Here is a 24,010-nt window from a genome sequence, read left to right as displayed (position 1 = left end):
GAGCGCTCACCGCCCGCGGATGTCGAAGTGGGCGGCGTTGGCCTCGTCGCTGTAGCGGTAATCCCGCGCGCAGTCGCCAAAAGCGTCTCCGAGCTGGTCGAGGTAGCCGGTCAGCCTGGTGAGGTCGGCCAGCCAGGACTCGTGAAGCTGCTCCAGTGCGGCTCGGGTCTGCCAGCCCGGCAAACCGGAGACAGCCATCCCAGTCTCGTCCCCGATGTCGGCCGCTTCGCGCCGCAGATCCTCGCGGAGGTCCACGCAGACGCGAGCCGCCCTCTCCAACAAGTCCGGTGTCACCCGAAGCTCCGTCACCAGCGCTCCCCCAAGCTTGACGTGGAGCTCATGGTAGTGGCGCTGTCGCGGTTCGGAGGTCCCGCGGCGATCGCCAGGGGGCTTCGCTACCAGAGACGACTCGAAGCTCGGCCGCAAGGACGAACGCGCCCGCCCCAGGTCGGGACGGACGCGTTCGGCGGATAGGTCAGTCGCGTCCTGGGAGCTGGGCGACGAACGCCCGCCACGACGCCGGCCCGAAGACCAGCGCCGGGCCGGTCGGGTCCTTGGAATCCCGAACCCCCACCACACCGGGCAGATTGTCGGCAACCTCGACGCAGTTACCGCCGTTGCCGCTGCTGCGGCTGCTCTTGCGCCAACGCGCCCCGGTCAAGTCCATGCTTCAGCCACTTCCCTCAGAAGATCAACTGACTGCCAGTGGGACAACGCCTCACCCCGCACGTTCTCCCACACCTCCAGTATCGCCGCCACGTCGTTCGGGGCGCTAACCATCTCTCCCTCCAGCTGGCTGTCCAGGTAGACCGCCATCCGATGGTCCGCACCGGTGCCGATGACGAACGGCCCGTTGAGGCCCGCGTAGGCGCCGACGGTCAACGGCACCACGTGCAACCGGATGTGTGGGGCCGCGCACGCTGCCAGCAGCGCCGACACCTGCTCGCGCATCGTCTCCCGGCCGCCGACCGGGCGCCGGAGGGCGACCTCGTCGACCACGGCCGCGAACTGCGGCGGGTCCTCCCTGGTGAGGATGGCCTGCCGCGAGAGCCGGGTGGCGACGAGTCGGTCGACCGCCGTGCGCCCCCGTAGACCCCCACTGGACAGCACCGCGCGTGCGTAGGCCTCGGTCTGCAGCAAACCCGGCAAAACAACGGACTCAAATGACCGCAGCGACGTCGCCTCACGTTCAAATTCCTGCCACGGTCGGAACCAGACCGGATTGCGACGTCTCGAAGTGTCCGGCCATATGTCCTCCTTGTCCACACCGAGCGCATCCGCCGCCGCCGTACGGTGCGCCGGGTGCGGAACATGATCCTTTACGAGCCACCGCGTCGTCGTTTTCCGGTCGACCCCGACCCGTTCGGCGAGCGATTGAGCGGTGTGGCCAGCCTCGTTCATGGCCAGCCGAAGTGCCTCGTTCATGGGCCCCTCCGGAAGGCATTTCGGATGTCTTCGGACCATACGTCGATGGGGTTTTACTGTCCACTACTGATAACCAGACTGAATCCGCGAAACGGCGCAAGCCGGTGGAGGTCCTATCCCGCCGGAGGCGCTGTCGGACCGCCCCACCCGTGGGGCGGTCCTCCACCAACACCAAGGAGACCCAAATGCGAATCCGCTGGTTCAGTCGGCGCCGGAAAGACACCGCACCATCCCGCCCGCACAGCACGAACGCGCCGTACCGCGCCCCAGACCAGGGCCCGAGCCGCCCAGCGAACCTGCCGGTCAACCTGCCGGCCTGGATGACCCAACCCACCCTCGCCGAACCCCAACCCGGACGCGTCGGCTGGCTCACCCCCGCCCAACAATGGCGCGCCAACGGAGGCCACTGGTGAACCCCCACCACCTCCCCACACCACGACTCGGCCCCCACCCCCAACACCCACGCCACCGCACCAGAAACCAACCACCCCACACACCCCTACGACCCACCTGGACCTGCCGCGCCTGCGGCCACCCCTGGCCCTGCGCCGAAGCCCGCCTCCTCCTCAAAGCCGAATACGACACCCGGCAGCCGAGCCTATCGATCTACGTCGCCGGACTCTGCTACGAAGCCATGCACGACCTCTACCACCTCAACCCCCACGACGGACCAAACCCCCGCGAACTATTCGATCGTTTTGTTTCATGGGGGCCGTTTCGGCGGTCGGGCAACTAAGCACCGATATTCGGCTTTCACCAACCGGGAAATCAGTTTCTAGCCAAGGAGCGCAATGCGGTTCGTAAAGACTCTGCCGCCCCGACGGGCCGCACTCGCCGCGGCACTGGCCGTCCTGCTGCTCGCCGCAGCCCCCGCGACCCCAGCCCTGACGGCGGCAGCACCATCCGAACCCACGGCCGACCGTTCCCAAGCCCCTCAGTCCAGCGATGACATCGATCCCGCCGTACGCGAGGAAATGCTTCGGCAAAGCGCTATCGAGCCTGCCCAACGCGTCATCATGGCGGAGCAGCTGACCACCCCGCAGTCCGGCTTCGCCGGCCTCGCCTACAGCGACGGTGGCCTCGTCGTCTACTGGAAGGTGAACTGACTTCCGGGATGCGCGCGGCGCTGACCCAGGCCCGTCGCTGGTGCCCCGTAGCCGTCAAGCCGGCGGCTCACTCCGGCGCCGAGCTACAAGCCGCTGGGCGCAAAATCTGGAACGTCATGCGTGATCGGCGCACCGGCATCCAGTCGATCGGCTTTATGACCGGCAGTGGGCTGGAGGTGGCGCGCATCCCTCCGGACGAGTCGGCGCGATCGGCGGGAGACAGCCGCGCCACCGAGCCGATCACGCCCCTCGCCCGGCTGATCCAGGAAGCGGGGGTGACGGTGCCGGTCACCATCGTCGACATCACCGAACCCATCAGGCTGCTGGCCGACAACCAGGAAGCCACGCTGACCGACGGCCCGGAAGCCACCTCGACCGACGCCGCCGACCAACACAACCCGTAGCAAGCGTCCGCGTCGTTTTCCGCATCACGTTCGCTCATCCATAGGGGCACCTGCGTCGTTGCCGTGGGAGGGTTGCCCCATGGCAACCGCGCCTCGCGTCCGAGCACCCGAGCTGAAGGGCCGTCGCTGGCTGAACACCGGCGGACGGGACCTGACCCTGGCCGACCTTCGAGGCCGGATAACCGTCCTCGACTTCTGGACCTTCTGCTGTATCAACTGCCTACACGTACTCGACGAGCTACGGCCCATCGAGCAGAAGTACGCCGACGTACTCGTGGTCATCGGCGTCCACTCGCCCAAGTTCGAACACGAGAAGGACCCGGACGCCCTGGCCGACGCCGTCGAACGGTACGGCGTGCACCACGCGGTGCTCGACGACCCCGAACTGAACATGTGGCAGCAGTACGCCGCCCGGGCCTGGCCGACCCTCGCCGTGATCGACCCCGAGGGGTACGTGGTGGCCACGATGGCCGGCGAGGGACACGCCGAGGGCCTGGTCCGGCTCGTGGACGACCTGATCGCAACCCACGAGGCCAAGGGCACCCTGCACCGGGGTGACGGCCCGTACGTGCCCCCGGCCGAACCGGAGACCACGCTGCGCTTCCCCGGCAAAGGCGTCGTACTCGATAACGGGAACCTGCTGGTGTCGGACTCGGCCCGGCACTCCCTCGCGGAGCTGGCCCCCGACGGCGAGACGCTGCTCCGCCGGATCGGCACCGGCGCGCGCGGTCGGGCCGACGGGCCGGCCACGGCGGCCACCTTCGCCGAGCCGCAGGGGCTCTGCCTCCTCCCGGCCCACGTCTCCCGGCTGGTCGGCTACGACCTGGTCGTCGCGGACACCGTCAACCACCTGCTGCGCGGCGTACGCCTCGACACCGGCGAGGTAGTCACCGTGGCAGGCACCGGCCGGCAGTGGCGTTCCACCGTGGATGATCATGCCCACGACGCCCGCTCGGTCGACCTCTCCTCCCCCTGGGACCTGGCCTGGTACGACGGCCGCCTGGTGATCGCCATGGCCGGCATCCACCAGCTTTGGTGGTTCGACCCGGTGAAACGCACCGCCGGCATGTACGCGGGCAGCACGGTCGAGGCCCGCAAGGACGGCCCGCTGGCCGAGGCGTGGCTGGCCCAGCCCTCCGGCCTGTCGGTCTCCGCCGACGGCAGCCGGCTCTGGGTGGCCGACAGCGAGACCAGCGCGGTCCGCTATGTCGAGAACGGCGCCCTGCACACCGCGGTCGGGCAGGGGCTCTTCGAGTTCGGGCACGTTGACGGGCCGGCCGCGCAGGCGCTGCTCCAGCATCCGCTGGGGGTCTGCGCGCTGCCCGACGGGTCGGTGCTGATCGCCGACACGTACAACGGGGCGGTCCGCCGCTACGACCCGGAGACAGACGCGGTCGGCACAGTCGCCGACGGGCTCGCCGAGCCGAGCGACCTGCTGCTCACCCCGGACGGCGGGGTACTGGTCGTGGAGTCCGCCGCCCACCGGCTGACCCGGCTCGCGCCGGGCGCGCTCACCGCCGCCGGGGCCAGCACGGTCGACGGCCCACGGCACCGCGCCGAGCGGAGACCGACCGAGCTACGCGCCGGCGAGGTGACCCTGGAGGTCATCTTCACCCCGGCGCCCGGTCAGAAGCTCGACGACAGCTACGGACCGTCCACCCGGCTGGTGGTCACGGCGTCCCCGCCGGAGCTGCTGCTGGCCGGCGCGGGCACCGGCACCGAGCTGACCCGCCAGCTGGTGCTCAACGACTCGGTCCCCGAGGGGGTGCTCCAGGTGACCGCCCAGGCGGCCACCTGCGACGCCGACGTGGCGCACGCCGCGTGTCACCTGACCCGGCAGGACTGGGGCGTACCGATCTGGGTGGTTGACGATGCCGCCGACCGCCTCCCGCTGGTGCTCCGCGGCATGGACGCCTGAGCCGGCGCGGGGTCCCGCGCCGCTCGCGGGCCCCGCGCCGGAACAGTTACGGGTCCCGCGCCGCTGCTACGCCCGCCCCGCACCTCCCGTGAACGGGGCGAGCGACACCCCCGCGTCAACCAACACGGCGCGGATCAGCTCGGCGCAGCGCACCGCGCCGGGGGTGTCGCCGTGCAGGCAGATCGACTGGACCGGGCAGGGAATCACGGTCCCGTCGACCGCCACCACCGCCTGCTCGGTCGCCATCCGGAGAGCCTGCTGGGCCATCTGCTCCGCGTCGGTGACCAGCGAGTCCGGGGCACCCCGGGGCACTAGCCTGCCGTTGGGCTGGTAGCCCCGGTCGGCGAAGCCCTCGCTGACCGCCCGCAGGCCGGCCCCGTTCGCGAGCTGGGCGAGCACCGAGCCGGACGGGCAGAGCAGGGGAAGCTGGTCGTCGTACTCAGCGACCGCGGCGACCACCGCCGCCGCCTGCGATTCGTCGTAGGTGACGGCGTGGTAAAGCGCGCCGTGCGGCTTTAGGTAGCGGACCCGCGTCCCGGCGACCCGGCAGAAGCCGTCGAGCGCACCGAGCTGGTAGATGACCTCGTCGCGCAGCTCGGCGAACTCGTACGCGATGTGCCGACGGCCGAAGCCGACCAGGTCCCGGTAGCTGACCTGGGCGCCCACCATGACTCCCCGCTCGGCGGCCCCGGCGCAGACCCGGCGCATGGTGACAGCGTCGCCCGCGTGGAAGCCGCAGGCGACATTGGCGGAGGTGACCAGGTCCAGCAGCGCGGCATCGTCGCCGAGCCGCCAGACGCCGAGGCCCTCACCGAGATCCGCGTTGAGGTCCATAGAACCTCACCGTAGTCCCTGGCCGGGCCTGCGCAAGCGGGGTCACGTCAACCACCACCCCGACAACCGGGTACCCACCGGTGGTCGGATGGTCGGCGAGGAAGACCAGGGGTTGGCCGTCCGCCGGCACCTGTACCGCCCCGAGTACGAGACCCTCGCTGGGCAGCTCCCCCGACACCGCTCGGGGCAGCGGCGCCCCGGACAGGCGAGCGCCGACGCGGTTGCTGACCGGGGTAAGGGTGTAGGCCGTACCGAACAGCCGGTCGAGTGCGGTTGCGGTGAACCAGTCGGCGCGTGGGCCGAGGCGCAGCGCCAGCCGTACCTCGTCCGGTGCTGGCACGATCGCCGTGACATCCACCGGGGCGGGTGGCCCGGCCGACGCGCCCACGGGGAGCCGGTCGCCGTCGTGCAGCGGGGGCGGGCCGAGCCCGGAGAGGGTATCGGTGGCCCGGCTGCCGAGCACTGGCTCGACGGCGATTCCGCCGGCGACGGCGAGCCAGGACCGCAGCCCGGTGCGGGGCGGACCGACCCGCACCACCGCACCCGCCGGGACCGCGAGCGGCCGCCCCACATCGCCGGGACGCTCACCGACGTGGACAGGAGCCTCCGCCCCGGTGACCGCGACCGTGGTGGCGCGACGAAACCGCAGCTCACACCCGGTCAAAGTGATCTCAAGACCGGCGGCGCTCTCCGAATTGCCGACCAGCCGATTGGCCAGCCGGAGCGCGCCCGGGTCGAGGGCGCCGGAGCGCGGTACGCCGAGGTGCGCCCAGCCGGGCCGGCCGAGATCCTGCACGGTGGTGAGCATGCCGGCCCGCAGCACCTCGACCACGCCGCCGCTGCCGGCCACGGGCAGGTTGGGTGGCTGCGGCCCGCCGGGCCGGGTGCCGGTCATGCCGGGACCAGCCGCACCCGGGTGCCGGGCGTGAGCAGGGCCGGCGGGTCGGCGTGCACGTCGAACAGGCGCAGGTCGGTGTGGCCGACGAGCAGCCAGCCGCCGGGCGAGGCGGTCGGATAGATCCCGGCGTACGGACCGGCCAGCGCAACGGAGCCGGCCGGTACCCGGGGGCGGGGGGTCGGCAGCCGGGGCACGGCCAACCCAGCGGGCAACCCGGTCAGATACGCGAAGCCGGGCGCGAACCCGCAGAAGGCCACCCGGAACTCGGTGGCGACGAGCCGGCGTACGACGGTCGGCACGGCGACATCCCAGTGGTGGGCGACGGTGGGCAGGTCCGTCCCGTCGTAGCGCACCGGAACCTCGACAGCGCCTCCCCTGCCGGTGCCGGTGCCAGCGCCTTCCCTGCCGGTGCCAGTGCTGGTGCCAGCGGTGCCGGCGCCGCCGGTGCTGGTGCTGGCGGCGCCGGTGCTCGTGGCCGCGGCGCCGGTGGCAGCGTTGCTGGGGGACGGGTTCCAGGTGTTGAGGAGCGCGGCGGTGTGGGTCGGATCGGGAAGGCCGTCGAGCAGCACGGTGCGGGCCGCCGGGATGATCTCGACGGCGTCCAGGTCGCCCCGTTCCCGGCGTCGCCACAGCTCGGCTCGCCACGCCTCCACCTGTTCGGCGTCGGAACAGTCGAGCAGCAGGGCGTGCGCTCCGACCGGCCGAATCCGCATCCCGCCATCTTCCCGGACCCGGCCGGGTTCCGGAACGAGCGATCACGCCGCAGCTGCTGGCAGGCGGCCCGCTGGCGCTGCCGGACGCCCATCCGCTCGGCTTCAGTTAACGTGACCATAGGCACTACCACCAGGTAACCTACGGCGTCGTAACCTGTTGGCGTGACCACCTCCGCACCAACCCGCCTCAAGCCGACCGACCTCGGCAAACCTCGGATGCGCGGCTGGCTGCACGCGTACGCGTTCTTCGCCGCCCTCGTCTGCGGGATCGTCCTCTGTTCCATCGCCGCTGCCCGGTCCGGCTGGTCGCCGCTGGTCAGCACCCTGATCTACAGCCTGACCGTCTGCGGGCTCTTCGGCACCAGCGGGCTCTACCACCGGCGGGTGTGGTCCGAGCGGGGCTTCCAGGTCATGCGGCGGATGGACCATTCGATGATCTTTGTCTTCATCGCTGGTACGTACACGCCGTTCTGCGTCCTGCTGCTGGAGCCCCGACCAGCGACGATCATGCTCTCGCTGGTGTGGGGTGGCGCACTCGGGGGCGTGGCGCTCAAGCTCATCTGGCCGCACGCCCCACGCTGGGTCTCCGCGCCGCTCTACCTGGCGCTCGGCTGGGTCGCGGTGGCGATGTTGCCGGACATCCTCCACGCGGGCGGGGTAGCCGCCCTGGTCCTGCTGATCATCGGCGGTGCGATCTACAGCATCGGCGCGGTCAGCTACGCCCTGCGCCGACCCAACCCGTGGCCCACGGTCTTCGGCCACCACGAGTTCTTCCACGCCTGCACCCTGGTCGCCGCGATCTGCCACCACATCGCGATCTACTTCGCCCTCTTCGCCTAGCACAGGGCCAACGCCGCCCAGTGCTACAGGTCGACGTCTGCCCCGGTCGCGAAGGGTTCTGACGCCGCGACACGAGCCGCCAGCAGCCCACCGACACCGGGCACGAGAGCGATCAGCCAGACTCGATGGCGCCGCCGCATGACCAGGGCCGCGGCGAGGACTGTGAGGGTGTAGGCCAGTCCGTGTACCGGTCCGAGGATGCGGGAGACGGTCGGCGTGTGCACGGTGGCGATGTTCAGGAGCATCAGCGCGAGGGTGGCCAGTTCGACTGAGCCGATGACCCGCAGCAGGTGACGGGGGCTCACAGTCCGACCCCCGTCGTCGATCCCGGCCGATAGATCATCAGAACCACCACGATCGCCCAGAGCAGGTTGAAGGTTCCGGCGTGCATGCCCAGGCGAGGGATGACCCGGGCGAGGTCCGCGGGTTCCGCACCCACCTCAAGGCAGCGCAGAGTGCGATGCTGGCCGGGCAGGACGATGCCGATGAGTATCGCGCCGGCACCGGCGGTCAGGACGATGGACACGATCAGCCACGCGTCTCCGAGGACACCGATACTGGCGCCGGTAGCGAGCCCGAACACGGGAACGAGTACGCCGATCACGGCGTAGTTACGGGTGATCCGGTGCAGGACGCGTACGACGGCACCGCGGCGGAGGTCGGTTGGGTTGTCGAGTGCGAGTCGCGCGAAGCGCGGGAACATGCTCGCGGTGACAGCGACCGGGCCGATGGTGAGGATCGCGGCCAGGACGTGGACCGACAGCAGGAAAGCACTCATGCCCGCACTCGCCGCCCACTGACAGGTGCGCGGAACCGGCGTCCGGCAGGTGCTTTCCAGGTGGTGCCGCGGCGCTCGAACTCGAAGAGGTCCTCAACGGCCCGGGCAGCAGCGCAGCCGAAGTCACGCTCGAGCAGGTAGAGGGCGGTGTCGACGCCGGACAGGACACCGCCGCCAGTGACGAGATCACCGTCGTCGACGACCCGCGCCCGGACCGCGTTCACGCCGGTGGACTCCAGTCGATCGATGCCGAGGTGGTGGGTGGTGGCTGTTCTCCCCTCCAGCAGGCCCGCCATGGCGAGCGCGAGCCCGCCGCCGCAGACGGCGACGACGGTGACCTGCGGTGCGGCGAGGGCCCGGGCGACGAGTGCCATCACCGGACTTTCGGCGAACCGCCCGAGCAGCGCGGGAACGGTCAGCTCGCCCGCGTCCGGGGCGCCGTCAACGGGCCCGGACGCACCCGGAACGATGACGTAGCCGGGCACCTCCGGCTCCAGCGCGGCGCTGGCGGGGAGGGAGAGGCCGGCGGCTCCCGACGGGACCTGGTCCCGTCCCGACTCGCTCACCAGCGCACATTCGAGTACGCCGCCGAGGGCGGCGCTGCCTGCGGAGAGCACCTCGAGTGGAGCGATGACATCGAGTAGATCGAATCCCTCGAAGAGCACGAACTGGGCGCGAAGCGTCGGCATCGGTAGTCCCCTCACGTGTAGGTGCACTCCATGGTTGGGCAGCCGCAGGTCTCCCGACAGTGGCTATCAAGCCATGGAACGCCTTAATCTCGCCAGAGTCAGGGAGGCCTACCATGCAGGCATGTATACGGTCGTCGTGCTCGCGCTGCCGGATGTGATTGCCTTTGATCTGGCCACCCCGGTCGAGACGTTCGGACGTGTCCGCCTGCCGGACGGCCGGCCGGGATACCGGGTCCTCGTCGCAGGGCCCGATGAATTCGTTGACGCCGGGCCGGTGCGGCTGGCAGTCAACGAGCAGTTGGACGCGCTCGATCGCGCCGACCTGGTCGTGGTGCCCGGCCGTAACGACCCCCTGCAGCCCTCCCCGCCCCCGGTGCTCGCCGCCCTACGTGCGGCCGCGACCAAAGGCACTCGCATCGCCTCCATCTGCGTCGGAGCATTCACGCTGGCAGAGGCGGGACTACTCGACAACCTGAGGGCCACGACCCATTGGCTCGCCGCGGAACAACTCGCGCGCAGACACCCATCGATCCAGGTGGACCCCGACGTGCTCTACATCGACAACGGCAGCATCCTCACCTCTGCCGGTGCCGCGTCCGGACTGGACCTGTGCCTGCACGTGATTCACACCGACTACGGCGCGGCGGTGGCCGCGGACGCGGCACGCCTCGCCGTGGCCCCACTGCACCGAAGCGGCGGACAGGCGCAGTACATCCTGCGGAACCGGCAGCCCCTGCGAACCTCAGCCCTCGGACCCGTCCTCGCCTGGATCGAGGCCAACGCGCACCGCGCCCTCACGCTCGCCGACCTCGCCGCCGCCGCGAACCTGAGCACACGCACCCTGACCAGGCGATTCGCCATCGAGACCAGACAGAGCCCAATGCAGTGGGTAGCCGGCGTCCGGATTCGTCACGCCCAGGAGCTCCTGGAAACCACCGACTACACAATCGACCGCGTAGCGAACCAGACCGGCTTCACCACCACGAGCAACTTTCGTGCGCAATTCCAGGAGGTCGTCGGCACCACACCAGGCGCCTATCGCAGGACCTTCCGGGTGTGCGGCGAGCAGCTTCCGGCCGATTCACGTCGATAAGTTCGTCGCACTCTGCAACAACAGGACACCGCCGGCAGCACCGACGTACCCGGGCGGTCGAAACGCCGATCAGGCAAGCTGGGGGTATGACGGACGCGCACGCCCAAAACCGCACCCTGGTGTTGCTCCGGCACGCGAAGGCAGAGCCCCCCGGTGACCAGCCGGACGTGGACCGGCCGTTGACGGCGCGGGGGCGAGCGGATGCGGCGGCGGCCGGGGCGTGGCTAGCCCACCACGGGCTCCTCCCGGACGTGGTGATCTGCTCCTCGGCTCGCCGCACCCGGGAAACCTGGCACGGCGTGGCGATGGGAATGACCGGAGCGCCACCGGAGGGCGGCTCCGCAGGCCCGGCACCCGAGGTGCACTACGCCGACGACGCGTACGAGGCGCATCCGGCGGATCTGCTGGCCCTGGTGCGACGGGTCGAACCGGCCGCCCGGACGGTGTTGCTGATCGCCCACAACCCCGGCGTGTCGCAGCTGTCGATACTGCTCGACTCCGAGCGGGCGGACCGGGACCCGCAACGGACCAGCCAGGCCGTGGTACACCGCACCACGGCGGAGTGGGCCGGTCTCGGCCGCCGGGACACCGTCATCACCGCCGAGCACATCGCCCGCGGCTAAGCCGCTCAGGACGGCGGCGCTGTCGGCGGCGGTGGGTCGGGCGGCGGTGGCATCATCGCGGTCGGATGCGACAGCCGGTTCTCCTCCACGATCAGCGTCCGCGCCCGCTTGCGCCGGTCCTGCCAGAACCACACGGTGGTGAGGAGGACGGCCAGCCCGGCCAGGATGAAGACCCAGCCGACCGCTCGCAGGTCAACCCACCAGACGTTGGCCCGGACCGCGAAGGTGAGGATCGCCCCGAGGGCGATCAGGAAAATACCGCTACCAATGCCCATGTGCGCTGCACTCCCCCGTGCGATGGCTCTGGGCGTTCTCTGCCTGACCTGATGCCGGTTACCCGCCGCCGCCGGGTGCTACCCCTGCCCGGGCCGGTAACCCCGCCCCCGGGGCCGGTTGAGCCCGGCATGAGCAGCGACAACCAACGCGACGGCCGGCGAGGGTCACCCCGCCGGCCGTCGATTCTGCCGGGTCTGCCCCCGGATCAGCCCTGCCCCTCGGAACGGGTCAGAACGCCTCCTCCGGGAGGTCCATCACGCTCAGGTCGACGTTTTCGATGATGCGCCGATCGGCACCGATGCGGGGCAGCACCTCGCGGGCGAAGAACCGGGCGGCGGCCACCTTGCCGGTGTAGAAGTCCCGGTCGGTTCCGGGGTCACCGGCGAGCGCCGTCAGCGCCACGTCGGCCTGCCGCTGGAGCAGCCAGCCCACCACCAGGTCACCGATGGCGAGCAGGAACCGGCGGCTGCTCAGGCCGACCTTGTAGAGCGCCCGGGTCTCGCCGCCCTGCGCCTCACCCAGCCAGCCGGTGAGCGTGCCGAGGATGCTCTGAATCTCGCCGAGCGCGCGGCCGAGCGCCTGCCGCTCCTCCTTGAGCTGACCGTTGCCACCCTCGGCGGCGATGAACTCCTGGATCTCGCCGGCGACCGCCATCAGGGCCTTGCCGTTGTCCCGGACGACCTTGCGGAAGATCAGGTCGAGGCTCTGGATCGCCGTGGTGCCCTCGTACAGGGTATCGATCTTGGCATCCCGGACGTACTGCTCCAGCGGGTAGTCCTGGAGGAAGCCGGAGCCGCCGAAGGTCTGGAGGGACTCGTGGCCGAGCAGCTCGTACGCCCGCTCCGAGCCAACCCCCTTGACCAGCGGCAGCAGCAGGTCGTTGACCCGCTTGGCCAGTTTCACGGTCTGCTCGTCGCCGGCCGCCTCAGCGATGGCGACCTTGTCCTGCCAGCCGGCCGTGTAGCAGACCAGGGCCCGCAGCCCCTCGGCGTACGACTTCTGCAGTAGCAGCGAGCGGCGTACGTCCGGGTGCTGGGTGATCGTGACCCGGGGGGCGCTCTTGTCGGTCATCTGGGTCAGGTCGGCGCCCTGCACCCGGCTCTTGGCGTACTCGAGCGCGTTCAGGTAACCGGCGGAGAGGGTGGCGATCGCCTTCGTACCAACCATCATCCGGGCGTACTCGATGATCATGAACATCTGCCGGATGCCGTCGTGCTTCTCACCCAGCAGCCAGCCCTGGGCCGGCACCCCGTGCTCGCCGAAGGTCAGCTCGCAGGTGTTCGAGACCTTCAGGCCCATCTTGTGCTCGACGTTGGTGGCGAAGACGCCGTTGCGCTCGCCCAGCTCGCCGGTCTCCTCATCGAAGTGGTACTTCGGCACCACGAAGAGGGAGAGTCCCTTGGTGCCCGGACCACCCGCGCCCTCGACCCCGACCGGCCGGGCGAGCACATAGTGGACGATGTTGTCGCTGAGGTCGTGCTCGCCGGAGGTGATGAAGCGCTTCACGCCCTCGATGTGCCACGAGCCGTCCGGCTGCGGGATGGCGCGGGCGCGCCCGGCACCGACGTCCGAGCCGGCGTCCGCCTCGGTCAGCACCATCGTGGAGCCCCAGCCCTGGTCGATGAAGAGCTTGGCCCACTTCCGCTGCCGCTCGGTGCCCTCAACGTGCAGGACGTGCGCGAACGAGGGGCCGGAGGCGTACATCCAGACCGCGGCGTTGGAGCCCAACACCAGCTCGGCCAGCGACCACCAGAGGGCGCGGGGTGCGTTGCTACCGCCGAGCGCCTCGGGCAGGTCCAGCCGCCAAAACTCGGCGTCGATGAACCGACGGTACGACTTCTTGAAGGATTCCGGCAGCGGTGCGGTGTGCGTCGCCGGGTCGAAGACCGGCGGGTTACGGTCGCTGTCCGTGTAGCTGGCTGCCAGGTCTTCCCTGGCCAGGCGGTCGACCTCGGCGAGGAAGCTACGGGCGGTGTCAACATCCAGTTCCGTGTAGGGAGCCTGGCTGAATGCCCGGTCCGCCTCGAACACCTCGAACAGGTTGAACTCAAGGTCCCGAAGGTTGCTCTTGTAGTGGGTCATGGTCGCTGGCCCCGCTTCCGGACGCGTGTTACCGATCAGTAACCCTGACTGTATTACTCGCGGGTAGGCAACGACAAGCCCTTCACCCCTCCGCCGCGCCGACCTCCCAACTCGGCACGGCGGCCGAACCCCCGGTCCGGGTCCCGGTGTACTCCATCAGAACCAGCGCGATGTCGTCGTCGAGCCGGTCATACACCCACCCGACCAGCGCCGCCTCCAGCGACGCCAGCCCGTCGGCGACCGTCCCATGCCCGAGCAACCGCCAGGCCCGATCGGTGGTCGGGAAGAACTCGCCGTCCCGCCGGGCCTCGCCGAGCCCATCGGTAAACAACAGCAGCCGGTCGCCCGGCTCCAACCGCTCCACTCGGGCCCGCACCGCCGGCATGAACCCCAGCGGCGGAGCCGGCGCCGCCGGCTCCAACGCGATCACCGCACCCCGACGCAGCAACAGCGGCGCCGGATGTCCGCAGTTGACGATGGTCAGGGTGCCACCCCGCTCCTCAACCAGAGCCGCGGTCACGAAGTCCTCGTCACCCCCGCTCCGGGCCACCGCCCGGTCCAGGTCCGCGACGACCGCCCGCAGATCTGCCCGCTCGTACGCCACATGCCGGTAGGAACCCAGCACGATGCTGGCCAACCGGACCGCGTCCAGGCCCTTACCCCGAACATCTCCAATGATCATGCGCACGCCGTACGGCGTGTCCAGGGCCTCGTACAGGTCACCGCCGATCTCCGCGGTGGCCGTGGAGGAGATGTATCGGGCAGCGATGGCCAAGGAGCCGACCTGCGGACCGAGCGGACGGAGTACCGCCTGCTGAGCAACCGTGGCGAGCCTCGACAACTCCTCGATCCGCTCGGTCTGCCGCTGTCGGACTGCCGCCATGGTGGCCGCCAACGCGGCGCCCAGGGCGATGCCAGCCACCGCGACCGCAGCCGCCAGCGAACCATGCCCCTCGGCCAGCGCAAAGCCGACGCCAAGGCAGACGGCCGCAACCCCCACCCCCAGCACCACCTGCCAGGAGGCCAGGGCGGCGGCCAGGAATGGGGCAGCGATCAACAGAGCGATGTAGTCGAGCCCACGGCCGTCGGCGCACTCCAGCACCGAGACGATTGCGAGCAGGGTAAGGGCCGCGCCGAGGCCGGCACGGGATCCGGGGCCCAGTGGGCCGCGGCCCAGCTGGGAAAGCTGTGTGCGTACGAGGGACAGCATGCCTGATGGACAGTGGTCGTTGAACGAACCTGACCTGACATCTGAGGTGGTTCTGACTGTGCGGGTCACCCCGGGAAGCCGTTCGCGGTTGGTGGTCGGCTCAGCCCAACACCTCGTACCGAACCTCGACGTGTCCCGCGCTCAGTGGGGCGATCACCGCGAAGGCAGCCTGGGACAGGTCGATGCAGCGCCCCGTGACGAACGGGCCCCGGTCATTGATCCGCACCGTCACCGACGTACTGGTAACCGGGTTGGTGACCCGCACCATCGTGTCGAACGGCAGGGTCTTGTGGGCGGCGGTCATCGCCGAGGGGTCAAAGGCCTCTCCGCTCGCCGTGAGCTGCCCCTCGGAGTAGTAGGAGGCGCCGCAGGACCCGGCCTCCACCACGGTCGGCGCGGCGCTGGTCGGCGTCGGGGCGGCGCTGGTTGGCGTCGTCGCGGCCGGCTGCGGCGTGCTGGATCTCGGCTTGCTCCGGGACGGCGCCTCGGTCGTCCGGGTGGGCGTGGGGCTCCCGGCTGGAGTAGACGGGGCGCTGGCGCTCGGCGGGACACTCGGCGAGGCGCTCGGCGAAGCGGAGAGCGGGGCGGGCGGAGCCGCCGGAGAGTCAACCGTGGTCGGCACGACCGCGACGAACCGGTCAGGCTCGTTGGCGGAGGTCAGCCGGACGGTACCCACCGTCCCACCGATCGCGAGCACGACACCGATCGCCGCGGTTGCCGCGACGCCGGTCGGGGAGACCCTTCGGGTACGCGCATGCCTGCCGGCCACCAGCCCGATCCTTTCGCCAACTGAACAAAGCGGGTCGGACCGTAGCGAGCGAAGCACATCCGAAGTCAACGTGATCATGGAGGTATTGCCCGATTTATGGGGAAACGAATAGCCGATCATCCGATCGGCATTGGTCCGGCTAGCCGATCGCCGGCAGTGAACCAGAATGGCGGTATGCGCCCCGAGTTGAGTGGACGTCTAGCCGAGCTGATCCGTTGGATCGACCCGGGACCGGGCGCCACCCATCTGGTCAGTGACATCTCCGGCTGGTGGCGGGACCCGACGGTGCTGGCCCGCCTCGGCCCGGCCCTGGTCAAACCCTTCCAGCAGTCCCGGCCAACGGTAGTGATCTCCCCTGCGGTCACCGGCTACCTACTCGGACCACTCGCCGCGACCGCGCTCGGCATCGGCTTCGTCGCAGCCCACAAGCCCGGCGACGGCCGCCTCCCCCCGGGCACACTCACCTGGGCACAGGGGCCGCCGGACTATCGCGGGCGGCGACTCGACCTCGCCGTACGAGACCGGAACCTCGACGCCGGAGACCGGGTGCTGGTGGTGGACGACTGGGTCTCCACCGGAGCCCAGGTGCGCGCCCTCTATGACATCTGCGCGGCCCGGGGCGCCACCGCCATCGGCACCGCCACGGTGGTGGCCGACTGTCCCCCGGAAGTCGCCGCCGAGCTCCGGATCCAGAGCCTGCTGACCGGCGCCGACCTCACCCCCTGAGCCACCGCCGAGGTAGCTCGGTCAGCCGGTCAGCCGGCGCAGCTCCGGCAGCTGGGAGGCGACCTCCTCCAGGACCGCCTCCTCCCCCGCGTACCAGCTACTGGACCGGGGCCAGTGGGTGATCACGTCGGTGAACCCGAGTGCCGCGGCCCGCCCCACCTGCTCGGCGAAGAACTCCGCGCTACGGAGCGAGAAGACCGGCGCGGAGTCCACCAACAGGTGCCGGTCGAGGGAACCGGGATCGCGGCCGACCGAGGCCAACGACTTGTCCAGCCGAGCGGCCAGATCCACCACCCCATCCCACCACGCCTCCAGGTCATCAGTGGTGGGGCCGGTGGTGACCCAGCCCTGGCCGTACCGGACCGCGAGCCGCATCGAACGAGGTCCGTTGGCGGCGACGACGAACGGCACCCGCGGCGTCTGGACGCAGCCCGGGTTGTTCCGCGCGTCCACCGCGGTGAACCAGTCACCCCGCCATGTCGTCCCATCCTCGCGCAACACCAGGTCAAGCAGCTCGACGAACTCGCTGAACCGGTCCACCCGCTGCCGCGGCGGAAGGGTCTCGCCGCCGAACACCGCGGCGTCGAACCCGATGCCGCCCGCGCCCAGACCGAGCAGGGCCCGACCGCCGGACACATCGTCGAGGGCGGTGACCTGGCGAGCGAAGGCGGCCGGATGCCGGAAGTTCGGCGACGCGACCAGGGTGCCCAGCCGAATCTGGCGGGTCGAGGCCGCGGCGGCGGTCAAGGTGGTCATCGAGTCGAACCAGGGCCCGTCCACCAGGTCCCGCCAGCCCAGATGGTCATAGGTCCAGGCGTGGTCGAAGCCCCACTCGTCCGCCTGCCGCCAACGCCGCTCCGACTCCGCCCAGCGCTGGTCTGGAAGGATCACAATGCCGATCCGCATGATCACCAGCCTATCCCCTTCGCCGCACCGCACCGCGGTGGCCAGGGAAAAGGCTCGGCGGTACGCGAGCGGACTCACCCAACTGTTGATCGCCGTACGCAGCGAAGCGCCGCCCGTCAGCGCAGCGGCTTCGCCATCTGCTGGGTGGTCATCTCGTACCCGCTCTGCTCGTACAGGGCGATCGCCGGCTTGTTGTAACCGAAGACGTTGAGCCCCAGGCGCAGCGCCCCCGCCTCCCGGGCCAGCTCCTCGGCCGCCGACAGGATGGCAGCGCCGTAGCCCAGCCGTCGGTGGGCGGGATCAACCCTGATATCGAAGATCCAGGCCATCTCCGCCGACTCACTGCGCGGGTCGTCCAAGCCGAGCCAGAGGACTCCGACCGCCTCCCCGCTGCTGTTCTCCGCCACCAACAGCCGATGGCGCTCGGTGGCCAGCCCGTGGGGCAGGAACTTCTCCCGATCCCGAGCTGCCTTCCGCCGGGCGGCTTCGGTCGAAACCAACCCGGTCTGAGACTCCGCATACTCCCGGAGCTGCTGATCCGAGTAGACGTCGTACTCATCCTGGCGCATGTCCCGCAGTTTCACGACTTGACCCATGGTCGAAGGCTACTCGGGGCACCACCCGAGCAGACCGCAGCGGTCCACGTAGGACATCCCTGCCGGTCAGTCGCCCAGATAGAGGCAGAAGGGGTGCCCAGCAGGGTCGAACAGCACCCGCACCCGCTGCTGTGGTTGGTGGTCGGCGACCGTCGCGCCCAGTTCCACCGCGTGCGCCACCGCCGCACCCAGGTCTGACACCTCAAAATCCAGGTGCAGCATCATCTGCGGAGCGCCTGAGGTGGTCGGCCACGTGGGGCGCTGGTAGCCGGCGGCGGTCTGCACCGCCAGATAGGCCACACCATCCGGCGCGGCGATGCTAACGAAATCCGGCTCCTCTTGGTCGACCTGCCAACCAAGCAACTCGGTGTAGAACCGGGCGAGCATCGCCGCGTCCGGTGCGTCCAGCACCACGCCCCAGTAGTCCCGCCGCCCTGCTCTCGGCATGGCGCTGTCATCGGTGATCCGTCCACGCATGGACCCATCCTGACTCGCTGGTATGACAAACGGCAGGGAATCGATCCTGGGCGGTATCGATTGGCTCGGTGTCGGGGACCGAGACCCCGACGAGCTTCCATCACCCGAGCTGCTCGACATACAGCCCGCCTGAATCGCCGACTCCGCCACTACCCGCTCCTCGAATGGAGGTCGGATGACCCGATGAGAAGCCAGCCCTCAAGGGGTATCGGCGTACCGCTGGAGGGCAGCGGCGTCGCGTACCAGCATCCGACGGCAGCCGGTGGCGACAATGCCCGCCGTTCGTAGCTCGCGCAGGGCCTTCTGTAACGTAATCTCAGCTACACCGCACATGGTCGCCAGCTCATCCTGGGTCAGGTGGATGTCGACGACGATGCCGTCGCGATCGCGATAGCCATAGGCCGCGGCGATCTCCCAAAGAACCGGGCCAGGCGAATCTTGACGGGGTGGGAGGCGAAATCAACGCGGCGGCGGTTCGCGGCGCGAAGGCGGTTTGCAACGATGCCGGCCAGTTGCATGGCCGCGTCAGGGTAGACGCGGAGGAAGGCACGGAGTTCGTTACGCCGGATGATCCGGATCTTCGAGGTCCGGCAGGTGGTCACGGTTGCAGAGCGCGGCTCCCCGTTGAGGGCGGACATCTCTCCGATCATGTCGCCCGAGACCCGGACGTCTATGAGTGCTTGCCGGCCGTCGGTCATCGCCATCGTTGCGGAACAGCGGATGGCCGCAGAAAAGCTCGAGAGCATGATGGCAGAGAAGGCCAACAGCACAGACATGCAGGAACGCTCCGAGCACTTCGAGCAGTTGCGCGAGCGGTTGGAGCGCCGCGCGGACGGGCTCTTTCACCCAACCTCGACCGGCCCAGCCGCCGATCGAAACGACCCGGTATGAGCGAGCTAGAAGTTTCGTAGTGTTGGTCTGGGCGAGTTGGACCTTGGCGAGGATCTTGTCGGCGGTGGCTGTCCAGATCAAGCGGTTGAGGGTTGGTGTTCCAGACGGTGATGAACACCGGCGGCAGCGGATCAGGGTGACATGCGGGACAGTGCACGGGCCGTCGGCAGGAAGGCTGATCCCGCTTGATTTGATTACTTCATGTACGTAACAGCTCCTGACCGCGTTGGTGAAGTCCAGCTCTCTGATGGGCGGCTGCTGGGTTGGGCGGAATGGGGACCCACGGATGGGACACCCGTGCTGTTCTCTCCTGGTGCCGCCACCAGCCGTTGGCTCGGGTTCGGCGCCGAAGTCATCGACCGGCTCGGCGTACGACTAGTTTCGGTGGACCGTCCGGGGCTCGGCGCCTCGACGCCGCTGCCCGGTCGGACCTTCGCCGACTTCGTCGCCGACCTCCGACAGTTCACCACGATGCGCGGATTGGGTCGGCCGGCGATGGTCGGGAACTCGCAGGGCGCGCCGTTCGCGCTGGCCTGTACGGAGGGAGGCATCACCGCTGCCCTCGCCATCGTTTCCGGCGCAGACGAGGTGGCCGCGCCGGAATTCGCCTCCGCACTGCCCGCCGAGCTACGCAAGCTCGTCGACTGGACGGTACGGGACCCAGCTGAAGCTGAGCGCTTCTTCGCCGGATACAGCGCCGACGCGCTGCTTGACTTCATACTGAGTGGCAGCCCGGAGTGTGACCTCGCGGTGTACCGCGAGGCCGGGTTCGCGGCCGCCTATCGTCGTGCCCTGAACGAGGCGTTCGCGCAGGGGGCAGCTGGGTACGCGCGGGACACGGTGCTGGCAATGAGCCCCTGGCCCATCGACCTCGGCAAAATCTCCGTGCCGGTCGACGTCTGGTACGGCGAATTGGACCAAAGCCACTCGCCGGACAACGGATCGTTGCTCACCGCCCGGATACCCGGCGCCGAGCATCACCTCGTACCGGCGATCGGCGGAGCGGTGCTGTGGACCCATGCCGAGCCGATCCTCAGCACCCTGTTGACCAGGGCCGGCGCCTAGTCGTCGCCGACCACGACGCAACTACCTGCTTCTGCCGGCTAGAACGACGGAAGCCCTGGCAGGACATGCGCCCTGGCCAGGGCTTTCCTGCGTGGAGCGGGTGACGGGAAATCGAACCGGTCGGGCGGGACAGACAATCAGGTTGAGGCTGTCGACGCGCCACTGTCGACCGGAGGGTAGCCGCTGGAACGGGCGTGGATCGGGCACGCCGCCGAACTTGCGCCATGACCACCGCGACCAGGAGACTCGCTCCGCAGCAAGCAAACGTGAGGAACGCACATGGGCGAGGACAGTGCCGTACCGAGGGATGTCGCCGAGCGTCTGACGACCAGGCGGCAAGGGTTGTTCCGGAAGGTGACAACCGGCGACACCGTGGGCCTCGATGACCGGGATACGGTCGTACGGTGGCTGCGCGAACTCCATCAGGAGCGTGACCAAACGGTGATCATCCATCGGTCATGGGGGGCGGTTTGCGTGGTCGGCGAAGGACGGGCCCCGACCGACATCATGCTGACCGAAGATGACGGCCGGATGTGGTACGCGGCCCGCGCGGGAAGCAAGATCCCGCAGAAGCGTCCCCAGCTAACCCCAGCCGAGGTAGAGCACGTCATGCTCGAGGCGCTGACCTCAGCTAACCGGCCTCAGTGGCCGGAGTGGCGGGAATTCTGACAGCCCACGCCACCGGAGCGTGACCAGCGGATCTCCGACGGGCTCAGCCTTCACCACCGGTTGTGAGCCGCCCTGGCAGCGAGTGCGCCGGATCGTCGGCCTGGTGCGGTCAGACCAATTGCGACAAGAACTTTTCCATTTCCATGCCCACAGTGGCCAGTGCATCGGTGTAGGCACTCAGTGGTCCATGCGGCCGCAGGGCATGGTTGGCGCCTTCGATGGTCAGGACCTTCTTGCCTGTCCGTCCTGCAGCGTCAGGAACCCAGGTTCGATCGTGTGTCCCCCCGACGAGCAGGGCCGGCGCTGGGTTAAGGGTGATCGCCTCGGCCACTGCGTTGTCGTTCAGGAGCGGCGTCAGCCAGATAGCCGGTAGTTGCCGCTCCGCCGCCAGCCCGGCGGCGTATGTCCCGAGCGACTTGGCGATGATCACGGGCTGCATGTCTGGTGCCGCATTGGTTAGCCGGTGCAGTGCCGCAGCGACGTGCGCCCTGACGAAAGGCTCGGGGCCGATGTCCAGCAGTCCCTTTGGCACCGTCCACGTGATGATCTCTTTTGCGGCGTCGAGGTCGGTGAGCGCTTCGCCGGCGAGGTTGAGCAAGGGGGCTTGGGGGCCGTAACCGCTCCCCGGGACGATGATTCCAGCGATCATCCGGAGACTGTAGCGGCTTGGTCCGCCAGCAGGCATACCGCATCGTACGCACGGTGATTCACCACGCTGGATCGAGACCGATACGTTGATCTTTAACCTGGGAGTCGGTGTGGATCGACTCCGGCTGATCATGACCGTAGCCCCTGGTTGATCATTTTTGGGTCGCGGGATGATGATCAGGACCAGCGGGCGGCGGGATGATCAGTTGCATGATGACAGGTCAAGCGGGTTACCGAGGGCGGCGGACCCGCCGCCGGGGCGAGCTAATGGCCCGCTAATGGCCCATCCTTGTTTCAGCGTGACCTAGAACGACGGAAGCCCTGGCGGGACATCTGTCCTGACCAGGGCTTCCGTGCGTGGAGCGGGTGACGGGAATCGAACCCGCACTGTCAGCTTGGGAAGCTGATGTTCTGCCATTGAACTACACCCGCAGGTGGGACCACTCTACCTGAAGCCCCGCGCGGCGCACATCCCGGCACCCGCCGACCCGACCGGCCGGTGAGCGACAGCCCAGAGCGGGCTGAGCCCGCAGCCGCGAACGTCGGCGCTGGCGGTGCCGCCATCCGGACGAGTCCGGCCAGGGGAGGGAGCGAACTGCCCGTCAGGCCCCTTCCGAGCCGGCTCAGCATTTTCAAAGATGTCGATGTCTTGTAGCGTCTGCCCTACGTTTCCTGCCATGGCACGCACACTCCCCCGCTGTGCTGCCAGAAGGAGGTGGCCCATGGGCCTCCGTCTCAACCTACTGTCCCGTCGAAGCGCCGGCATCGCGTCGACATCGTTCGCACTGCTCCTCGGCGCCGTCTCGGCCGGCTACGTCCCGGCGCACGCGGCACCGCTCGCGAACCACGCCGCGGAACATGCCGCAAGCGAGGAGTGCGAGCCGGTCCACGCCAACGCCAGGGCCAAGGCTCGGCCGGACGGCATCACCGAACACGACCCGAACCACCTGACCGAAGCCGAGGTGGCGGCACGGGAGAGCGAGCTCGCCGAACTGGCGGAGAAGCAGGCGCGGCGCGAGGGCGCCGCCGCCTTCGCGCCCGTGGCTCCGGCGTCGATCGCCATCCCGGTGGTGGTGCACGTCATCCAGGAAAACAGCACGCGGGCCGGCGGCAACATCCCGGACTCGATGATCCATGCCCAGATCGACGTGCTGAACGAGTCGTTCGCCGGAGCGACCGGTGGCGCACCGACGGCCTTCGGCTTCACGCTCCAGTCGATCAACCGGGTTACGAACCCGAGCTGGTACCCGATCAACTACGGCTCATCAACGGAACGGTCGATGAAGAGGTCCCTGCGCACCGGTGGCGCGGAAACCCTCAACCTCTACCTCGGCGATCTGTCGAGCGGCCTGCTCGGCTGGGCGACCTTCCCGAAGCGCTCGATCAACAAGCTGGACGGCGTCGTCGTGCTGAACGAGTCACTGCCGGGTGGCACCGCCACCAACTACAACCTCGGCGACACCGGCACCCACGAGGTTGGCCACTGGCTGAACCTCTACCACACCTTCCAAGGCGGCTGTAGTGGCTCCGGGGACGGGGTCAGCGACACCCCGGCCGAAGCCTCCCCGGCCTACCAGTGCCCCACCGGACGGGACACCTGCTCCTCAGCGGGCGTGGACCCGATCCACAACTTCATGGACTACACGTACGACTCCTGCATGTACGAATTCACTCCGGGCCAGGCCAGCCGCATGCTGACCGCCTGGAATGCGTATCGGGCATAGCCCTCGACCGGTACGGTCTGCCGCCGGCTCCGAACGTGTGGAGCCGGCAGCGGCGCTTGCACGGCCGGGGCGGCGTGGCCCGGCCGCTGCGCTGCCCTGGTCGATGAACCCTCAGGCCGCCGCGCTGCCCTGATCGACGGTGGGGGTCGGCGAGCCGGCACGTCGAGGCTGGCCGGGGTGACCCGACGCGGCCTGACCACCCGGCTCCAGCCAAACCTGAACAGCCGGTCGCGCCACGCCAGCGATGTCGTGCTGGGCGATCATCGCGACATCAATGCTGAACTCGAAGAGCCGCCAGTCGATGTCGTAGATCGCGCAGTGCCGGCGGGCCAAGTGGGTCACCCGGGCCGGATCCGTCACCAGCCGGGCCCGACCCGCGACGTAGGCCTCGTCGTCGCTCTCCTCGGCGGGGAAGGAGTGCAGCGCGTAACGCCCGTCGCGTTCCAGGTCGCGCCGCTTGGGCGAGTCGATCACGAAGCAGAAGAGGCCCTCTTCGGTGAGCACCGGGGAGACCGGATGCACGCGAGGACCGCCGTCGGCGCGGACCGTGGCCAGGTAGCCCAGGCCCGGCCCGTACTGCTGGAGAAGCCGACGGACCCCATCGGCGAGGCGGGGTACGTCGGCGGCGAACTCGGACCAGGAAGCCATAC

Annotated in this window: 30 protein-coding genes, 1 tRNA gene and 2 pseudogenes; 13 read left to right on the top strand and 20 right to left on the bottom strand. The window is 69.3% G+C overall.

Annotated elements, in window-relative coordinates; translation table 11 throughout:
- Positions 1 to 6 precede the first annotated feature (6 nt).
- From SALPAC4_RS0110385 to SALPAC4_RS0110375, 3 genes are all read right to left on the bottom strand, one after another.
- Positions 7 to 309 carry a WXG100 family type VII secretion target gene (locus SALPAC4_RS0110385; RefSeq protein WP_019870271.1) on the bottom strand — a complete coding sequence of 101 codons (303 nt, stop codon included), beginning with the start codon at positions 307 to 309 and terminating at the stop codon, positions 7 to 9.
- 166 nt (positions 310 to 475) lie between these two features.
- On the bottom strand, positions 476 to 667 hold the full coding sequence (locus SALPAC4_RS0110380; RefSeq protein WP_018822491.1) for a DUF397 domain-containing protein: 192 nt from the start codon (positions 665 to 667) through the stop codon (positions 476 to 478).
- Positions 658 to 1,425: a helix-turn-helix domain-containing protein gene (locus tag SALPAC4_RS0110375; protein WP_019870270.1), complete on the bottom strand. Its 768-nt coding sequence runs from the start codon at positions 1,423 to 1,425 to the stop codon at positions 658 to 660. Before SALPAC4_RS0110375 ends, SALPAC4_RS0110380 begins: the two co-directional genes overlap by 10 nt.
- Before the next feature lie 185 nt (positions 1,426 to 1,610).
- Here SALPAC4_RS0110375 and SALPAC4_RS26435 point away from each other — a divergent pair, with 185 nt between their 5' ends.
- From SALPAC4_RS26435 to SALPAC4_RS0110350, 5 genes are all read left to right on the top strand, one after another.
- Positions 1,611 to 1,838: a hypothetical protein gene (locus tag SALPAC4_RS26435; protein WP_029126514.1), complete on the top strand. Its 228-nt coding sequence runs from the start codon at positions 1,611 to 1,613 to the stop codon at positions 1,836 to 1,838.
- Positions 1,835 to 2,161 (top strand): hypothetical protein, encoded by a 327-nt coding sequence (locus tag SALPAC4_RS28445; protein ID WP_027644727.1) that lies wholly within the window; start codon positions 1,835 to 1,837, stop codon positions 2,159 to 2,161. The genes SALPAC4_RS26435 and SALPAC4_RS28445 overlap by 4 nt, the downstream gene beginning before the upstream one ends.
- Positions 2,162 to 2,216: 55 nt before the next feature.
- A complete protein-coding gene (locus SALPAC4_RS0110360; protein ID WP_019870269.1) occupies positions 2,217 to 2,531 on the top strand; it encodes a hypothetical protein in 315 nt (104 codons plus the stop codon).
- Between the two features lie 8 nt (positions 2,532 to 2,539).
- Positions 2,540 to 2,935: a hypothetical protein gene (locus SALPAC4_RS25280; protein WP_019870268.1), complete on the top strand. Its 396-nt coding sequence runs from the start codon at positions 2,540 to 2,542 to the stop codon at positions 2,933 to 2,935.
- Positions 2,936 to 3,014: 79 nt separating this feature from the next.
- A complete protein-coding gene (locus SALPAC4_RS0110350; RefSeq protein ID WP_019870267.1) occupies positions 3,015 to 4,853 on the top strand; it encodes an NHL domain-containing thioredoxin family protein in 1,839 nt (612 codons plus the stop codon).
- A gap of 66 nt (positions 4,854 to 4,919) precedes the next feature.
- Here SALPAC4_RS0110350 and SALPAC4_RS0110345 read toward each other — a convergent pair whose 3' ends face one another.
- The 3 genes from SALPAC4_RS0110345 to SALPAC4_RS0110335 are packed head-to-tail and all read right to left on the bottom strand — an operon-like array spanning position 4,920 to position 7,298.
- Positions 4,920 to 5,687 (bottom strand): LamB/YcsF family protein, encoded by a 768-nt coding sequence (locus SALPAC4_RS0110345; RefSeq protein WP_018730878.1) that lies wholly within the window; start codon positions 5,685 to 5,687, stop codon positions 4,920 to 4,922.
- Positions 5,662 to 6,582: a 5-oxoprolinase subunit C family protein gene (locus SALPAC4_RS0110340; RefSeq protein WP_019870266.1), complete on the bottom strand. Its 921-nt coding sequence runs from the start codon at positions 6,580 to 6,582 to the stop codon at positions 5,662 to 5,664. Before SALPAC4_RS0110340 ends, SALPAC4_RS0110345 begins: the two co-directional genes overlap by 26 nt.
- A complete protein-coding gene (locus SALPAC4_RS0110335) occupies positions 6,579 to 7,298 on the bottom strand; it encodes a 5-oxoprolinase subunit B family protein (protein ID WP_019870265.1) in 720 nt (239 codons plus the stop codon). Before SALPAC4_RS0110335 ends, SALPAC4_RS0110340 begins: the two co-directional genes overlap by 4 nt.
- A gap of 162 nt (positions 7,299 to 7,460) precedes the next feature.
- On the opposite strand from SALPAC4_RS0110335, the gene trhA reads away from it, so the two are divergent.
- Positions 7,461 to 8,138 carry a PAQR family membrane homeostasis protein TrhA gene (gene trhA, locus SALPAC4_RS0110330; protein ID WP_019870264.1) on the top strand — a complete coding sequence of 226 codons (678 nt, stop codon included), beginning with the start codon at positions 7,461 to 7,463 and terminating at the stop codon, positions 8,136 to 8,138.
- A gap of 23 nt (positions 8,139 to 8,161) precedes the next feature.
- Here the strand turns inward: trhA and SALPAC4_RS0110325 are convergent, their stop codons facing one another.
- From SALPAC4_RS0110325 to SALPAC4_RS0110315, 3 genes are read right to left on the bottom strand one after another with little or no spacing between them, the layout of a single operon-like run.
- A complete protein-coding gene (locus tag SALPAC4_RS0110325; protein WP_018730882.1) occupies positions 8,162 to 8,443 on the bottom strand; it encodes a hypothetical protein in 282 nt (93 codons plus the stop codon).
- On the bottom strand, positions 8,440 to 8,916 hold the full coding sequence (locus tag SALPAC4_RS0110320) for a membrane protein (RefSeq protein WP_019870263.1): 477 nt from the start codon (positions 8,914 to 8,916) through the stop codon (positions 8,440 to 8,442). Before SALPAC4_RS0110320 ends, SALPAC4_RS0110325 begins: the two co-directional genes overlap by 4 nt.
- The gene (locus SALPAC4_RS0110315; RefSeq protein ID WP_019870262.1) at positions 8,913 to 9,605 is read right to left on the bottom strand and encodes a DJ-1/PfpI family protein; all 693 of its coding nucleotides are present in this window, start codon (positions 9,603 to 9,605) and stop codon (positions 8,913 to 8,915) included. The genes SALPAC4_RS0110320 and SALPAC4_RS0110315 overlap by 4 nt, the downstream gene beginning before the upstream one ends.
- Before the next feature lie 121 nt (positions 9,606 to 9,726).
- Here SALPAC4_RS0110315 and SALPAC4_RS0110310 point away from each other — a divergent pair, with 121 nt between their 5' ends.
- Positions 9,727 to 10,698 carry a GlxA family transcriptional regulator gene (locus SALPAC4_RS0110310; RefSeq protein ID WP_020113482.1) on the top strand — a complete coding sequence of 324 codons (972 nt, stop codon included), beginning with the start codon at positions 9,727 to 9,729 and terminating at the stop codon, positions 10,696 to 10,698.
- An 86-nt stretch (positions 10,699 to 10,784) separates the two neighbouring features.
- Positions 10,785 to 11,321 (top strand): SixA phosphatase family protein, encoded by a 537-nt coding sequence (locus tag SALPAC4_RS0110305; RefSeq protein WP_019870260.1) that lies wholly within the window; start codon positions 10,785 to 10,787, stop codon positions 11,319 to 11,321.
- Between the two features lie 5 nt (positions 11,322 to 11,326).
- Here the strand turns inward: SALPAC4_RS0110305 and SALPAC4_RS0110300 are convergent, their stop codons facing one another.
- From SALPAC4_RS0110300 to SALPAC4_RS0110285, 4 genes are all read right to left on the bottom strand, one after another.
- On the bottom strand, positions 11,327 to 11,596 hold the full coding sequence (locus tag SALPAC4_RS0110300; RefSeq protein ID WP_018217865.1) for a DUF6458 family protein: 270 nt from the start codon (positions 11,594 to 11,596) through the stop codon (positions 11,327 to 11,329).
- A gap of 229 nt (positions 11,597 to 11,825) precedes the next feature.
- Positions 11,826 to 13,679: an acyl-CoA dehydrogenase gene (locus SALPAC4_RS0110295; RefSeq protein WP_019870259.1), complete on the bottom strand. Its 1,854-nt coding sequence runs from the start codon at positions 13,677 to 13,679 to the stop codon at positions 11,826 to 11,828.
- 82 nt (positions 13,680 to 13,761) lie between these two features.
- On the bottom strand, positions 13,762 to 14,889 hold the full coding sequence (locus tag SALPAC4_RS0110290; RefSeq protein ID WP_019870258.1) for a PP2C family protein-serine/threonine phosphatase: 1,128 nt from the start codon (positions 14,887 to 14,889) through the stop codon (positions 13,762 to 13,764).
- Between the two features lie 100 nt (positions 14,890 to 14,989).
- The gene (locus SALPAC4_RS0110285) at positions 14,990 to 15,658 is read right to left on the bottom strand and encodes a septal ring lytic transglycosylase RlpA family protein (RefSeq protein ID WP_027644725.1); all 669 of its coding nucleotides are present in this window, start codon (positions 15,656 to 15,658) and stop codon (positions 14,990 to 14,992) included.
- A 174-nt stretch (positions 15,659 to 15,832) separates the two neighbouring features.
- On the opposite strand from SALPAC4_RS0110285, the gene SALPAC4_RS0110280 reads away from it, so the two are divergent.
- Positions 15,833 to 16,384, top strand: a complete 552-nt coding sequence (locus SALPAC4_RS0110280) for a phosphoribosyltransferase family protein (RefSeq protein ID WP_018730890.1) — start codon at positions 15,833 to 15,835, stop codon at positions 16,382 to 16,384.
- A gap of 21 nt (positions 16,385 to 16,405) precedes the next feature.
- Here the strand turns inward: SALPAC4_RS0110280 and SALPAC4_RS0110275 are convergent, their stop codons facing one another.
- From SALPAC4_RS0110275 to SALPAC4_RS26425, 4 genes and pseudogenes are all read right to left on the bottom strand, one after another.
- Positions 16,406 to 17,296 carry an LLM class flavin-dependent oxidoreductase gene (locus tag SALPAC4_RS0110275; protein ID WP_019870255.1) on the bottom strand — a complete coding sequence of 297 codons (891 nt, stop codon included), beginning with the start codon at positions 17,294 to 17,296 and terminating at the stop codon, positions 16,406 to 16,408.
- A gap of 110 nt (positions 17,297 to 17,406) precedes the next feature.
- Positions 17,407 to 17,886, bottom strand: a complete 480-nt coding sequence (locus tag SALPAC4_RS0110270) for a GNAT family N-acetyltransferase (protein WP_027644724.1) — start codon at positions 17,884 to 17,886, stop codon at positions 17,407 to 17,409.
- Between the two features lie 66 nt (positions 17,887 to 17,952).
- The gene (locus tag SALPAC4_RS0110265; protein WP_019870253.1) at positions 17,953 to 18,363 is read right to left on the bottom strand and encodes a VOC family protein; all 411 of its coding nucleotides are present in this window, start codon (positions 18,361 to 18,363) and stop codon (positions 17,953 to 17,955) included.
- Between the two features lie 198 nt (positions 18,364 to 18,561).
- Positions 18,562 to 19,070 (bottom strand): annotated as a pseudogene (locus SALPAC4_RS26425) (Crp/Fnr family transcriptional regulator); the annotation flags it as partial.
- On the opposite strand from SALPAC4_RS26425, the pseudogene SALPAC4_RS28940 reads away from it, so the two are divergent.
- The 3 genes and pseudogenes from SALPAC4_RS28940 to SALPAC4_RS0110240 form a co-directional block, all read left to right on the top strand.
- A pseudogene (locus SALPAC4_RS28940) lies at positions 19,066 to 19,254 on the top strand (hypothetical protein); the annotation flags it as partial. The pseudogenes SALPAC4_RS26425 and SALPAC4_RS28940 overlap by 5 nt on opposite strands.
- Before the next feature lie 201 nt (positions 19,255 to 19,455).
- The gene (locus tag SALPAC4_RS0110245) at positions 19,456 to 20,319 is read left to right on the top strand and encodes an alpha/beta fold hydrolase (protein ID WP_027644723.1); all 864 of its coding nucleotides are present in this window, start codon (positions 19,456 to 19,458) and stop codon (positions 20,317 to 20,319) included.
- Between the two features lie 279 nt (positions 20,320 to 20,598).
- Entirely contained in the window at positions 20,599 to 20,988 is a 390-nt protein-coding gene (locus SALPAC4_RS0110240) for a hypothetical protein (protein ID WP_027644722.1), read from the top strand.
- Between the two features lie 109 nt (positions 20,989 to 21,097).
- Here SALPAC4_RS0110240 and SALPAC4_RS0110235 read toward each other — a convergent pair whose 3' ends face one another.
- Together SALPAC4_RS0110235 and SALPAC4_RS0110230 are read right to left on the bottom strand one after the other, a co-directional pair.
- Positions 21,098 to 21,637, bottom strand: coding sequence for an alpha/beta hydrolase (locus tag SALPAC4_RS0110235; RefSeq protein ID WP_019870249.1), 540 nt, complete (start codon positions 21,635 to 21,637; stop codon positions 21,098 to 21,100).
- Between the two features lie 357 nt (positions 21,638 to 21,994).
- A tRNA-Gly gene (locus SALPAC4_RS0110230) sits at positions 21,995 to 22,068 on the bottom strand.
- A gap of 290 nt (positions 22,069 to 22,358) precedes the next feature.
- On the opposite strand from SALPAC4_RS0110230, the gene SALPAC4_RS0110225 reads away from it, so the two are divergent.
- Positions 22,359 to 23,360, top strand: a complete 1,002-nt coding sequence (locus SALPAC4_RS0110225; RefSeq protein WP_019870248.1) for a zinc metalloprotease — start codon at positions 22,359 to 22,361, stop codon at positions 23,358 to 23,360.
- 111 nt (positions 23,361 to 23,471) lie between these two features.
- Here the strand turns inward: SALPAC4_RS0110225 and SALPAC4_RS0110220 are convergent, their stop codons facing one another.
- Positions 23,472 to 24,008, bottom strand: coding sequence for a pyridoxamine 5'-phosphate oxidase family protein (locus SALPAC4_RS0110220; protein ID WP_018730907.1), 537 nt, complete (start codon positions 24,006 to 24,008; stop codon positions 23,472 to 23,474).
- Positions 24,009 to 24,010: the final 2 nt, after the last annotated feature.

Origin of the sequence: Salinispora oceanensis, from assembly GCF_000383575.1 — a bacterium.
GTDB lineage: Bacteria > Actinomycetota > Actinomycetes > Mycobacteriales > Micromonosporaceae > Micromonospora > Micromonospora oceanensis.
Note: the sequence above shows the minus strand (reverse complement) of the source record. Positions and strands in the feature narration are given on the sequence as shown.